The 12,278-nt window shown below is 44.2% G+C and carries 10 protein-coding genes and 3 pseudogenes; 5 read left to right on the forward strand and 8 right to left on the reverse strand.

The features are described from left to right. Positions 1 to 386 precede the first annotated feature (386 nt). Positions 387 to 608: a DNA-binding transcriptional regulator gene (locus tag RAHAQ2_RS25305; RefSeq protein WP_014341711.1), complete on the reverse strand. Its 222-nt coding sequence runs from the start codon at positions 606 to 608 to the stop codon at positions 387 to 389. Between the two features lie 141 nt (positions 609 to 749). Between RAHAQ2_RS25305 and RAHAQ2_RS26265 the strand changes: the two are divergent. Further along, positions 750 to 839: pseudogene (locus RAHAQ2_RS26265) on the forward strand (DUF7661 family protein); the annotation flags it as partial. Positions 840 to 893: 54 nt separating this feature from the next. Further along, a pseudogene (locus RAHAQ2_RS25875) lies at positions 894 to 1,154 on the forward strand (phage portal protein); the annotation flags it as partial. A gap of 77 nt (positions 1,155 to 1,231) precedes the next feature. Here the strand turns inward: RAHAQ2_RS25875 and RAHAQ2_RS22635 are convergent. Continuing rightward, positions 1,232 to 2,668, reverse strand: coding sequence for an SEFIR domain-containing protein (locus RAHAQ2_RS22635; RefSeq protein ID WP_014341712.1), 1,437 nt, complete (start codon positions 2,666 to 2,668; stop codon positions 1,232 to 1,234). A 476-nt stretch (positions 2,669 to 3,144) separates the two neighbouring features. Further along, positions 3,145 to 3,333, reverse strand: coding sequence for a hypothetical protein (locus tag RAHAQ2_RS22645; RefSeq protein ID WP_014341714.1), 189 nt, complete (start codon positions 3,331 to 3,333; stop codon positions 3,145 to 3,147). Positions 3,334 to 3,545: 212 nt separating this feature from the next. On the opposite strand from RAHAQ2_RS22645, the gene RAHAQ2_RS22650 reads away from it, so the two are divergent. The 3 genes from RAHAQ2_RS22650 to RAHAQ2_RS22655 are packed head-to-tail and all read left to right on the forward strand — an operon-like array spanning position 3,546 to position 4,909. Then, positions 3,546 to 4,037: an Hcp family type VI secretion system effector gene (locus tag RAHAQ2_RS22650; protein WP_014341715.1), complete on the forward strand. Its 492-nt coding sequence runs from the start codon at positions 3,546 to 3,548 to the stop codon at positions 4,035 to 4,037. Between the two features lie 12 nt (positions 4,038 to 4,049). Beyond that, the gene (locus RAHAQ2_RS25320; RefSeq protein WP_014341716.1) at positions 4,050 to 4,406 is read left to right on the forward strand and encodes a tlde1 domain-containing protein; all 357 of its coding nucleotides are present in this window, start codon (positions 4,050 to 4,052) and stop codon (positions 4,404 to 4,406) included. Beyond that, a complete protein-coding gene (locus tag RAHAQ2_RS22655; RefSeq protein WP_014341717.1) occupies positions 4,403 to 4,909 on the forward strand; it encodes a hypothetical protein in 507 nt (168 codons plus the stop codon). Before RAHAQ2_RS25320 ends, RAHAQ2_RS22655 begins: the two co-directional genes overlap by 4 nt. 372 nt (positions 4,910 to 5,281) lie before the next feature. On the opposite strand, the pseudogene RAHAQ2_RS22665 reads toward RAHAQ2_RS22655, so the two are convergent. The 5 genes and pseudogenes from RAHAQ2_RS22665 to RAHAQ2_RS22690 form a co-directional block, all read right to left on the reverse strand. Then, positions 5,282 to 6,190, reverse strand: a pseudogene (locus RAHAQ2_RS22665) (replication endonuclease); the annotation flags it as partial. Positions 6,191 to 6,621: 431 nt separating this feature from the next. Further along, positions 6,622 to 7,608: a replication initiation protein gene (locus RAHAQ2_RS22670; protein WP_014341718.1), complete on the reverse strand. Its 987-nt coding sequence runs from the start codon at positions 7,606 to 7,608 to the stop codon at positions 6,622 to 6,624. Positions 7,609 to 8,984: 1,376 nt separating this feature from the next. Beyond that, on the reverse strand, positions 8,985 to 9,194 hold the full coding sequence (locus RAHAQ2_RS22680) for a plasmid partition protein ParG (protein WP_014341719.1): 210 nt from the start codon (positions 9,192 to 9,194) through the stop codon (positions 8,985 to 8,987). Further along, positions 9,191 to 9,817 (reverse strand): ParA family partition ATPase, encoded by a 627-nt coding sequence (parA, locus tag RAHAQ2_RS22685; RefSeq protein WP_014341720.1) that lies wholly within the window; start codon positions 9,815 to 9,817, stop codon positions 9,191 to 9,193. The genes RAHAQ2_RS22680 and parA overlap by 4 nt, the downstream gene beginning before the upstream one ends. A 1,374-nt stretch (positions 9,818 to 11,191) precedes the next feature. After that, complete coding sequence (locus RAHAQ2_RS22690; protein WP_014341721.1) at positions 11,192 to 12,277, reverse strand: ABC transporter ATP-binding protein; 1,086 nt, start codon at positions 12,275 to 12,277, stop codon at positions 11,192 to 11,194. Position 12,278 lies beyond the last annotated feature (1 nt).

Genomic DNA, 12,278 nt, shown 5'->3' on the forward strand with positions numbered 1-12,278 from the left:
GTACGGCGCGCGCGTTGTGCGGCTGGCGCGAATGCAGAACGTAATAACGTAGTCAAAAGACATCCTCATCATAAGTATGCAAACGGTTTACAAAACATGACAAAGAGTAAGGATGCCGTTTGGCCTTGTCTAACAACGAAAAAATATGGCTTATAGCTGTTTATTATTTATTAATGCCAAAAAATAACTTTAAATAATCAAGTTAAATTCAATAAATTCATAATGTTATTTTTTGATTACTAAAGTTACTTTTTAGCTATGGTTTTAGTGATGGCGATGAAATGGCGGTGGAGTTTACCCATCCCTTAGTGCGGCGAGCAATCATAGCCTCTAATCATTGATAAGACACAATAGACAAGAAACCCGCGATTGGCGGGTTTCTTGTTTTAATGCATCTGGAGAGATTGCTGCTGATGCTTGTCAGGGTGTAACTGAACGGCATGAACAGTTCCTGGTTCGACAATGATGTCAGCAATCGACTCATGAGTTTTAAACGTGCAACTGCAGTTAATATTCTGACACTGGTGATAGCGCTCTTTAGTATTGAGACTCAGGTAACGACTTGAACGGGCGTGAGCGGCGTGCTGGCATTTCGGGCAGTGCATCATAATAATCACCATGTGATCATTTTAATCATATGCAATTATTGCATGTTATCCGCAAAAACATACATCTGACATTACAGTGATTTACATATCTTTCGCAGCGTCCTACTCTGCATATATCTGGATTATGATGAAGAGTTATTTATGCTGATTTATAACGTCTTTGGCCGGTTTCTCGGTGTTAAAAAAACACCAGATGGCTGGCAGGTTTTCCGTGCCGACATGGCTGAAAGAAAATTTTCCAGGCTTTATGACGTCATCATTCCCGATGATATGACTGAGGGTGAAATCAGTGAAGTCGCAACCAAAGACGATTTCTTCAACATTAAGAAAGCCAGCCAGAACGATTTGCTGTGCGCGCACCGTGTGCCGCCGCAGATGATGGGGATTATTCCGGAGAACAGCGGTGGGTTTGGTGATTCGGTGAAGGCGTCGCAGGTGTTTGTCCGTAACGAACTCACGCCGTTGCAGGAGCGGTTTAAGGAGTTGAATGCGTGGTTTGGGGAGGAGGTGATCGAATTCTCCGCATACGAACTTACACCAGAGTAAGGCGAGAAAGCCCCGTGACAGGGGCTATATCTGATGCTCTTCAATGGTGAAAAACTATCCTAGAATGGCTATACCATTTATGCGTCTTTTGCTAATTTTTCAAAGCCAAGTAATTGGGAAGGGGTAAATGATTCGAAATCCCACCTTGGTAATATTTTTTCACCTGTTTCATATGCAGCCATTAGCTCATTCATATCTGATGGTTTATCTATAGCTAAAATACATTTTACTTTATCAAAGTAAGACTTTGATGAAGACCTTGCAAACACTTCAAATGCACTGTGGAAATGGCCAACATACAGTAATGTGGTTGGGAACCAGCGAGAATAATAATCATCACCTTGGATTTCAGAACGGATAAATAATATAAAATCAGCCTGCATTAAATAACGAAACTCTAGACCCGAACTCTTACTTCTTTGTTCTAGTAAATCGGCATGAAGAGATAACCGCCTCAAATTCAACCTGCTATTCCTATGCTGCATGGAATGTAAGTGTTCTCGAAACACTTGGTACCCAACCATTGTGTTTTTTCCATAATCTGTATTCCCTGGTACGTAATATTTTTGTGTTAATAATATATTCACCTCTGCAAACCGTTCAAACTTCATAAATATTGCGATCGAATATAAAAATACCTCATGGATAATAAATTTAAAATTATCAAAATCCCATTCCTGCCAACTATTAACATTCTGAGGCCTATGCATATACGGGACAAGACCCTCAAGGAATCGATGTATTTTGAGGATATTTTCTTCTTTTGGTGCATATTGTGCGATAGTAATGAATAACATAATTATTTCATTTCTATATGGAAGGAACTTATCTATGTTATCAATAATTTGATCATCGAACTCACCTTCCTTTTTTCCGATTCTAAAACTCTCAAGATTAGTGATGAAAGTCGAAAAATACTCGTCTAATGCACCTGCGGAAAATGTTTTATTTTCCTTGATAGCAGAGACAGCCCTTTTATATGTTGACGTTGTGCCTAGAGATATTCCTTCCGATTCGCCTAAAAAAGAAGGTTGCTTTCCTATGGTTGGCCTCGTATAAAGAGGTTTGTCATATACCCACCGTAATAATTTTTCGAAATTATCGGCGTAACTATCAGGCTGACTTAAATCAATATATATTCGCGATTTATAATATGTTGGCAAAAATGCCTTACCCTGTGAATCTCTCTCTGAAATGATCGCGACAAATTTCCCTTGCTCCTGATTTTCATAAACTTCACGTGAGATGATTTGAGTTTCAGTCCCGACGCCGCCAGCTCGCCCATCTGCCTTTAATGCGTAAACTTCGTCACATATAATTGCCACCTTAGATATATCAGAGTCAGTAACCATCTTTTCCATGAAGGCAACCGAGTCATGACCTTCTTTCAGATCCCATTTATCAAGGATTACATGAACACCAGATTCGGTTAGCTCGTTAGCTAACTCAATGACCCACTGTTCATGGGTTGGATTAGACCAGCTATAAGATATGAATAATTTGGGGGACTCCATTGCGTAGATCCTTATGGGTTATAATTAGTGTCTTCAGTTCAATTTTCTATACTCATAGATGACCTTAAGTCAACTTTCTTATCTGGTTGTATGAGGTAATTCAGTAAATATATACGAGGTTTGATTGACTTAATCATTGCTCATCGCCTCTTTCAAATATGAGTATCGGCTAACCCACTTCTCATTAGCCCCCTTCCCACCTTACACAAGCGCCTCAGAATCACGCTGCGCTCAAAACACAAGTCAAAACACCATAGCATGCCGGAGGTTTCGACATTTTTTGTCATGAGGCTCCTCGGCGCGCGCAATGTTACCCGCCTGCCCGCTTCTGACTTGGTTCGCTGTTTTTACTGCATGACTAAGAGCGCCCCTAAGCCCAGCAGTAGGGGCGAACAGGCATTTTTTGATCCTTTCGGGATCATGCAAAAACATGCAGGTGATGCATGCATAGCTCCTGATAGAGCTATGCAATGAAATCAATGGATTTTGCCCGCACCGTTTACATCAAAGATAACGGCAAGTAACTCCTCTTTTTCGGCTACCGCCATTTCCGCAATCCAAATGGCGACCATCTCCCGTTTATCATGATCGCAATCTGTAGATGTGGCTAACTTGACAATTAACGCGATCCTCTCCAACAATGCAGCCGTTTGTAATCCTTCCATTCCCACCTCATTTAACTGTGTATTTATACAGTTAAGTAGGTTTTTTCTGATATGATTTCCATATATTTCTGAATGTTATGAATGGCAATTATCAGCCATCCGAATGCTTTGCCTGCAAAATAGAAAATCCCCGCTTTGCGGCAAAAGTCCATATTGTTCAAGTGGTTTTTTGGGTGTATGTTTTCCCTACAAAACATAAGGAGTTGTTAACAATGGCTATACCAGCGTATTTATGGTTGAAGGATGACGGCGGAGCAGATATCAAAGGTTCTGTCGATGTCCGGGGACGTGAGGGAAGTATTGAGATAGTAGGTTTTACGCATGACGTTTCAATCCCCAATGACAACAATACTGGGAAGCCAACGGGCACCAGAATTCATGCACCGTTTACTTTCGATAAGGAAATTGATTCATCGACCCCCTATATCTATAAAGCTTTATGCACCGGGCAGACGCTCAAATCCGCTGAAATCAAATACTATCGTATCAATGATGCTGGGCAGGAAGTGGAATATTTTAATACCCTTTTAGAAAACGTAAAAATTATTGGGATTATTCCAATGATGCACGATATTAAATCTGCGTATGGCGAAAAAAGAAACCACATCGAATACGTTGAATTGAGATATGAAAAAATCACGTGGAAGTATTTGGATGGGAACATTCAACATTCTGATAGCTGGAACGAACGAGCTACTGCATAAGGAGATGTGAAAATGGTTTGGACATACAAACAAAGTACCGGTGAAATGTTCCACGATGGTGTGCTTGTTGGAAAAGGTTATTCCGGCGTTTTGACCAACAAAAACAACCCTGACCGCCAACATGTTAGAGGAATGGGACCTCTCCCACGTGGGACTTATCGAATTGGATCCACGACAGCGTCTAAAGGCCCAATGACCATAGAACTTCACCAAACATCTGGCGATTCTTTTGGCAGGAGCCTATTTCGAATTCATGGTGAAAGAACTCACGGGCCATCAGGTTTCGCATCTGAGGGCTGTATTATCCTGCCACCATCAGTGCGTCACCAAATCCGAGGGTCGTCTGAATCTCTTGAGGTCGTCAGATGAGGTTTTTTGCTGCACTTTTATTGTTTCCTGTGATGGCTTTTGCTGCGGCTACTCCGCAAAAATTACGCAATGAAATCCAAAAATATGGCGAAAGTGAATTCTCTGAAAAAATATCATCCGATGATTGGAAAACCGCACTTGATAATATTGCCAGCGGTCAAAAGGATTGGATATCTTTGGCACCGGATTTAGCGCCGGTGATTAATCAGCAACAGGCAGAACAGCTCTCCGAAGCACTTTATTATGCTATTGCCCCAAATTCTAAAGAGACATTGAACACTCTCGCCATACTTGACAAGCACAAATATAAGCATCAGCAAGGAAGCGTTCTATCCTGTGTTTCCCCGTTAAATAAGCCTAAAGAAGAAATGATGCGTATTTATAATGAAACACGTCTGGCATTGCTGGACGTTCCTGGAGTTGAATCCGCAACCTGTCTATGGTCATTAGAAGGCTGGATGGAACAGGTTAAACAGGAAGATGCCTCAAAAATTAATAAGTAGTTTATGGCAGAAGAACATGCCTTAAATCGTGTCCTTTACTGAGGAATGATCAAGATTATGCTTGGATGAGGTGGGTAAAGGTTTTTTTTGCGAGCTTGGGCTATCTGATTGCGTTCTGCGTATTGACGGTCATCTTTAGCCAGGTGATTGATAACTTCATCACTGAGGACGCAATGCATCACTTTGCATGGTTCTTTGGTATCTACGATGCAGAGGGAATATTAGACCTATACCTAAATACAGCGATGAGTGTTTCAGCCTTGCTTGCTGTAGGAGTAGTTTATTTATTTCACCTATACATCCGGCAGCAGTTAAGAGCTTCTGAATGATATACTCATCAAATGAACTAAAACGCCCACCAGGGCGTTTTTTCTAGCTAAACTCCGGCCAATCCTCAACCATTCCGAAATGTATTTCTGTATCACCTACTTTCAACGTAGCCCCCCGTGTTAATGCTTCCAGCTCCCAGCGATGCGCAGTGATGCCGTTTTTCATCAATTCCCGTCCAATCTCAGGCAATCGCGCCCGTTCCTCTGCCGTCAGTCTTGCCGAAGGAGCAACATCCCGGGCTTTCGTTGGGTCAAAACTTCGCTGCGCCTTGCTGACTCTCGGTGTTTCCTCCCTAATGCGCGCCACAATCGCCCTCACGGCGGCAGTGTCTGTCCAGCCAACAACTCGCAGGTTGTCAGAAGTGGACGCTGTAGGCGCGCCGGAGGCGCTTTTTAAGGTCAAAACCTCAACGTCAACAGAAGAAGAAACGATCCGCCATTGTGTTGTTCGGGTTTCATAAACACGGGATTCGCCGAGGTGAGGCGCAAAAATGCCCACAACCTTTTTGACTTCCTCATCGTATGCGTTCAGCTCATCAGCCACGCGGCGGGCGACACGCACAGTCTGATCGTCGCGAGGCACATTAGCGCCGCCCTGGGCTGACATGTACGCCATAAAATCACCTGCATCAGCAGCAGCGCGAACGGCTTCGACTTCTTCGTCAAAAGTTTCAGCCAGGCTGATGGAACGGATGCGGCGGCACTCACGGTATGACCCCATGGTAGGCAGGCCGATAGGATGAAATTGAGGGATCCGCCAGGTAGCAGCCCAGGCGGTGACAGCGGCAGCGGAATCTGTCAGCAGCTCGCCGGTTTCGTGGTCACGCTCGCCTTCCAGTGCGTAACCGTCGATGTTCTTTACGATGTATTTGGCGATGTAGCCCGCTGCGCCGCGTTCGTCACCGTCTTCTTTCAAGGCATATTTGCGCATGATATCGATCACCCGCTGACGCATGGCGGGTTACGCCCATTTTGCACCCGAGCACCTTGAGGAAGCAGTAAGGCTAAACCCTCTGGCTTAAATGGCGATAAAATGGCGGTGCAAATGGTGCATGGTGGCAATTTAAGGGCAAACGTGGCCGATAATGTCAGTATCACTTACACTTCAAGCCTGCATATACGTTAGAAATAGGCTTCCGCACTGGGTTTTATGCCTCATGTGATCATTTTTTAGAACGTATGGCTTATAGCTTTTAAACAGTACGCTGGAAAAGTCGCCAAAACGGCTAATGTGGAAAGATTTCCTGATATCACCCAGTAAGTACTCACTAACTCGTTAAGCCCTATTCGTATTAGACATATACTCTGACGGGGGGTGATTTTGACAAATAAAAACGGCGTATCTTTTATAGATACGCCGTTTTTATTTCTGGTTCAGGCCAATCAGGCAGCGGCTTTTTTGCTGCGTGCACTAACCTCTGCGAGGATCTCTTTTTGCTTATTCTTCTCACCGATCAGCTTATACCAACCCGAAAGCTTGCGCAGATCCGGCAAGGTGGCCTTCTCATCCACATCGTAAGCGCTGAGTTTCTCGCGATACTCCTCGAAGATGGAGATGCAACGGCGTGCCCACTCGCCTTCCAGCGCCGATCCGGCGACAGCACGCGGACGGCGCGGTAAACGCGGGCGTAGCGGTTTGCTGGCTTCTGGCGCGGATTCATCCACATAGGCAAACTTGATGGATACGACGGTTCTGCCCTGCTTTACCGGCTCCCAGACCACCGAAATATCGGTATTGGCGTTGATCCGGTTGATCGTAGGCTCAAGGAGTTTCTGACGGAAGTCCCGATAGTCCTCATATTTGCCCGCCAAACCGGCCTTCTCGCGCATCCAGTTAAGATCCAGCGTCACTTCTATGGCTTTGCCGCTGCGGCGTCCGTAGAGGTTCTTAGCTTTGATGAGCCAGCCATACAATCGTACGGAGAAAGGCGTATCAAGTTTTGCGATGTTGGCAAAATTCAACTTGGTAAAAGATTCTTTAAGTTCATAAAGATACGGAGCGACATCCTGCCCGAACCGCAAAACTACTGCGCTGTGATCGTCGCTGCTCACATATTCGAGACGTGAAAACCAGGAGAGTTGCACAGTGCGAACCTTGCCGGTTTTAACATCCGGTTTGTAGATGGTGACCGGCTTTTTCATCAGGCTTTCAGCTGCTTCACGCAACTGGCGGTGGCTGCTTGTCGGGTTTACCCCGTAGATCCGCTGATAATCCTGAGGGAAAAGTCGATAAAGCGTATCTGGCTGAGGTTTCCTGCTATCAATTTGTGCCAGTGCCAGATTTAGCAGGCGCATTTCATCCAGAGTGACGCTGTAAGCGCCTTCAAGAAGATCATTCCCCTGAACTACGGTGAGTTTATTCAGTTCCATGTAGCAGGATCCATAAGTGGAAAGTAGTTAAATTATTCCACATAAAAAATACCGACGTAAAGTAAAAACAAGGGTTATTTATTCTTTTATAATCAACACATTAAACAATGATCCGAAAAGTCTGATCAGGAAAAATCTCCACATATGCTTTTCAGCGCCGTCAGGGATCCTTTTTTTAACACCTTGGATCGTCGAGTTTTTTACAGGAAATTATTCCACTTATACGAAGGATGATCTTCGCGGAATTTTATCAGCAATTCCTCACCACAGACTCTGTGCGATCAGAAAATCACTCCACATATGAAGCGCCGGAGCACACAAAAACATCAAAGTCAGCTTTGTGATCCCCTTCTCACTTCGCTTCGACCCAGGGTTTTCAGCCTGAGCGGATGCACAGAAAAACTTTCCACATATAGGGGGTCCGGGGATCAGAAAATGTCTCCACATTAAGAAGTGGTTGATCATATTTACAGGAAATCATTCCACATAAGAAGTCGGGGCGCACTCGCAGAAAATCTTTCCACATATAGCCGGCAACAGGATCAGGAAATTTCTCCACCTTTAGTAACGCATTGAGGTTTTCTGCGGGCAAACATCGCGAACATCATCATCTTTGATCAGGAAAACATTCCACATATAGAAAAGTGACATTGTCACCACTATTTTAATTATCTGATTTATAAAGATTATTTTAGATAAAGGATAAGAGGATGCTTTCCAGGGATCAGATAATGTTTCCACATTGAGCAGATCAGGAGCAGGAAAAGCTTCCACATATGCCCTTACCTGAACGGCTCAAAGAGCATTGCTCTGCCCTGCCAGCGGGTATTGGAGATCGTTTATCGGACTCAGTGACACAACGTGACGCTGTCACAGGAAATTGTTCCACATATTGATGTTAGCTATGGGATCAGGAAATCCTTCCACTTATAAGAAATGCCTGTTGTGACAGTCTGTTAGGGAGATGTTAAGCTTGCCAGGTTGGCTGACTGGCGGGTAAACGAGATATCCACAGGAAATCATTCCACGTAGATAATAGCCTGATCCATAAAGACATTATCCACAGAAAAAGACTCTACATTCAGCATAAAAAGGATCCACCTCCAACAGGAATGATCTCCACCTGACGCAGGAAATACCTCCACAATGACTGTCATAACCTTTTGATAATAAAAGGTAAAAACCGTCTCTAAAGAGAAAGATCTAAACTTAGAAAATAAACAAAACATTATTAGATCTTGGGATCTGAGCACACAGGAGAAGATAATTCAGGAAGGGATAAGTTAGCGCTGAAGCCAGACCGCGTAAGGATCTCATGCCGGAGGAGTCATCAGAAACGGGCCCTGAGAGGCCCGATCCAACCGGTGATCAACGTATCATGTGCGTTCGTTGGTGATGAGCCAGGCCTCGATCAACTCTGTCAGAACGTCTTTCATTTCGCGATCTTGCAGGAAGCAGCTGGTTTTGAAACGGCGATGCAGTTCTTCATCGATGTTGGTCTGCAATTTCTTTACTGATGCGGGTGGTTTAGATACCGCTTCCAGGGCTGTCGTCAGTTGTCTGTGCTGGCCAAGTTTCATTTTCATTTCAGCAACTCCGTAATTTCTTTGGTCATAATTTCAATTTCACCCTTCGCATTTCCGTCTGTCGTATCGAAAACGGTACCGCCATCCATCATTGTGCGAATGTAAACCTGGCGCTGTGTCGTGCCAGTACGTAATGCAGGAACTCCGGTATCGGCGATGGATTCTTTCAACACTTCAAGCATTTTAGCTGAAGCGACTTTTTTGGTGATAAGAAAACGGGCAATCACCGGTTGCAAGTTCTCGCGGGCTTCCACGACGGCCAGAATAGCGCCACAGGCGGCAAAATCTAAAGGTGACGGTGTCACGGGGATCAGCACCAGATCACTGACCATCACCGCAGCGGATGAAATCGCTGAAATGGCAGCAGCACCATCTATCACCACGTAATCATATTCTTTCAGTTGCTTGCGAACGGTATAGACTTCTTTTTCTGAAGCCGCTTCTGCAAGGTCGAACTGGCATTTGCTTTCGTCATACCAGTTACTGATACTTCCCTGCGGATCGGTATCCACCATTACGACTTTGTGTCCTTGCCGGGCAAGACAGGTTGCTATGTTTATAGACGTCGTGGTTTTCCCTACTCCGCCCTTCCCGTTCAGGAAAGAAATAATTTTCGCTGCCATGACAACCTCTGATGAAGTGTACAATGAAGATAACAGGATTCTAAAATCATAAGATTTCAGGATTCATAAAGTGTGTAATCACAGGATTCTGAGATTTTCTAATCCATGAATCACAGGATTGAGGCGCTACTATAAAGTTTGCATCCGGGGATTTCAATATTTAAGGATTATTGAATTATAATATCCCATGATTATGTAATCCTGAGATTCGGTGATTTCTCTATCTTATGAGTGTGAACGCCCTTTCTTCCATGATTTAAGGATTGCAGGATGACAAGATTCCGAGATTTTATGATTTCAGGATTTTGTCATCATCGGCTTATGTCATACAGATGAGATGCGGAAAAATAAAAACGCTGAGTCATTGTAAGACCTCATTCCCGGATTCTATAATCTCACCATCTCACCATCTCACCATCTCACCATCTCACCATCTCACCATCTCACCATCTCACCATCTCACCATCTCACCATCTTTCTATCTTACAATCCCAGACTCTTTGGATTCGATGATGCCAGCGCAGATTAGTCCTGTAATTCTGTAATTCTGTGATTATATAATTCTACAATTACCAGCATCCTGAGATACAAGGATACGTATCAGGATTACAGCACTCTTATCATCCTGGAATCCTGATGCAATGCAGTGAAGAGTATTACTGTATCCCCGAATCCTGAGCTTACAAGATTTAATGATTACAGGAGGCTCATGATATCCATAACGTAGCATTCAAGGATTTTATAATCCTGTAATCCCACTCTGATTCGAGGATTCGGAGATATCAGGATTTAAAGTTATGAGCATGCTAAACCGCGTACACAAGTCGCTGGCAGCAAGATGATAAGTATCCTGAGATTATATGATGCAGAATTAATCTCAGGATTATGGGATTTTGTATCAACTTAGGGATTAAGTAATCCTGTAATCATACCATAATAATCATGTAGATAGAGCTATTGGTTGGATATTAAATCCTGAGATTACGGGATGCGGTCAGAATTTCATAATCCTGGGATAGATGAGCAAGAATCACAGGATCCTGAGATATTATCCTGTGATTCTGTAATCCCAGCAGGCATCCTGAGATGACGGGATGATAAGATGATAAGATGCGGTACTGTACTGACCTCATCCTGTGATTACGGGATTCTACGTGCAAGGATTCTGTAATTATTGAATCACATGATTCCAGAAGGGTAGCGAAAGAAGATACAAAGATATCAGGATGATAGGATGTAAGAATCATAAGATAATAGGATGATGGGATGATGGGATGATGGGATGATGGGAGACAGTACCATGATTTAAGGATGTTAGTATCCCTGAATCCCAAGAGCAGGTAATCTCCGAATTCAGGGATTTCAGGATTTAAATCAGTGGGTGATCACATCCAGTGCGCGCAGATGTTCAGGTTGCCAGGAAAGTAACACCTCGGAACCTGGCTTCCAGTCAGGATCCATTGCAGCCGCAGAAAGTTTAACCATAAAATTATCCTGACCGGCTACTTCTGTCATCATGCGTACATGATCACCCAGATAAATAAATTGCTGAATTCTTGCCTTCACCTGTTCCATCCCCGGCTGAGGGCTATTCACACTGATACGTTCAGGACGAATCGAGAGCAAAATCTTTTTGCCCGGTGAACTTGGCCGGATTTTTACAGCACGCAGTTGGGTTCCGTCATCAAGCGAGGCGCGATAGTAATCGCCTTCCGCTGCATTGTTGGTCGCCAGCAGGCTGTTATTCTCACCGATGAACTGGGCCACGAATGCATTATCCGGTTTTTCATAGATGACACTCGGGCTGTCCATCTGCTGTATCACGCCATCATTAAACACCGCAACACGGTCAGACATTGTCATTGCTTCACTCTGGTCATGCGTCACATAAACAATCGTCAGATCTAACATTTTGTGGAGTTGCTTAATTTCCATCTGCATATGTTCGCGCAATTGTTTATCCAGTGCGCCAAGGGGTTCGTCCATCAGCACCAGCTTAGGTTCAAACACCAGTGCGCGGGCTAGCGCAACACGTTGCTGCTGACCGCCCGACATTTGTGCGGGGTAGCGGTCAGCCAGAGATTTGAGTTTGACCATGTCCAGAATGCGGTCAACTTTCTCTTTGATATCAGATTTATTAAGCCGGCGGATGGTCAGTGGAAATGCCAGATTTTCGGCCACGGTCATGTGAGGGAAAAGCGCATAGTTCTGGAACACCATGCCGATATCTCGCTGATGTGGTGGCAAATTATGCAGAGGTTTATCACGCAGTAAGATTTCACCCTGCGTAGGCGTTTCGAAACCTGCAAGCATCATGAGGCTGGTGGTTTTGCCGGAACCGGATGGGCCCAGCAGTGTCAGAAATTCTCCTTCGCGCACATCAAGGTTGAGGTTTTTGACCACCAATTTTTCCCCGTCGTAACTCTTCTTGATATTTTTGAAGCTGACATACGTTCTCATC

Origin of the sequence: Rahnella aquatilis CIP 78.65 = ATCC 33071 (assembly GCF_000241955.1) — a bacterium.
GTDB classification, from domain to species: domain Bacteria; phylum Pseudomonadota; class Gammaproteobacteria; order Enterobacterales; family Enterobacteriaceae; genus Rahnella; species Rahnella aquatilis.

What these genes read in the sequence shown, in the direction of transcription:
- RAHAQ2_RS22690 (WP_014341721.1), bottom strand. Translation starts at nt 12,277, where the DNA reads ATGAGAACGTATGTCAGCTTCAAAAATATCAAGAAGAGTTACGACGGG.
- RAHAQ2_RS22670 (WP_014341718.1), bottom strand. Translation starts at nt 7,608, where the DNA reads ATGGAACTGAATAAACTCACCGTAGTTCAGGGGAATGATCTTCTTGAA.
- RAHAQ2_RS22680 (WP_014341719.1), bottom strand. Translation starts at nt 9,194, where the DNA reads ATGAAAATGAAACTTGGCCAGCACAGACAACTGACGACAGCCCTGGAA.
- RAHAQ2_RS22655 (WP_014341717.1), top strand. Translation starts at nt 4,403, where the DNA reads ATGAGGTTTTTTGCTGCACTTTTATTGTTTCCTGTGATGGCTTTTGCT.
- RAHAQ2_RS25320 (WP_014341716.1), top strand. Translation starts at nt 4,050, where the DNA reads ATGGTTTGGACATACAAACAAAGTACCGGTGAAATGTTCCACGATGGT.
- RAHAQ2_RS22650 (WP_014341715.1), top strand. Translation starts at nt 3,546, where the DNA reads ATGGCTATACCAGCGTATTTATGGTTGAAGGATGACGGCGGAGCAGAT.
- parA (WP_014341720.1), bottom strand. Translation starts at nt 9,817, where the DNA reads ATGGCAGCGAAAATTATTTCTTTCCTGAACGGGAAGGGCGGAGTAGGG.
- RAHAQ2_RS22645 (WP_014341714.1), bottom strand. Translation starts at nt 3,333, where the DNA reads ATGGAAGGATTACAAACGGCTGCATTGTTGGAGAGGATCGCGTTAATT.
- RAHAQ2_RS22635 (WP_014341712.1), bottom strand. Translation starts at nt 2,668, where the DNA reads ATGGAGTCCCCCAAATTATTCATATCTTATAGCTGGTCTAATCCAACC.
- RAHAQ2_RS25305 (WP_014341711.1), bottom strand. Translation starts at nt 608, where the DNA reads ATGATGCACTGCCCGAAATGCCAGCACGCCGCTCACGCCCGTTCAAGT.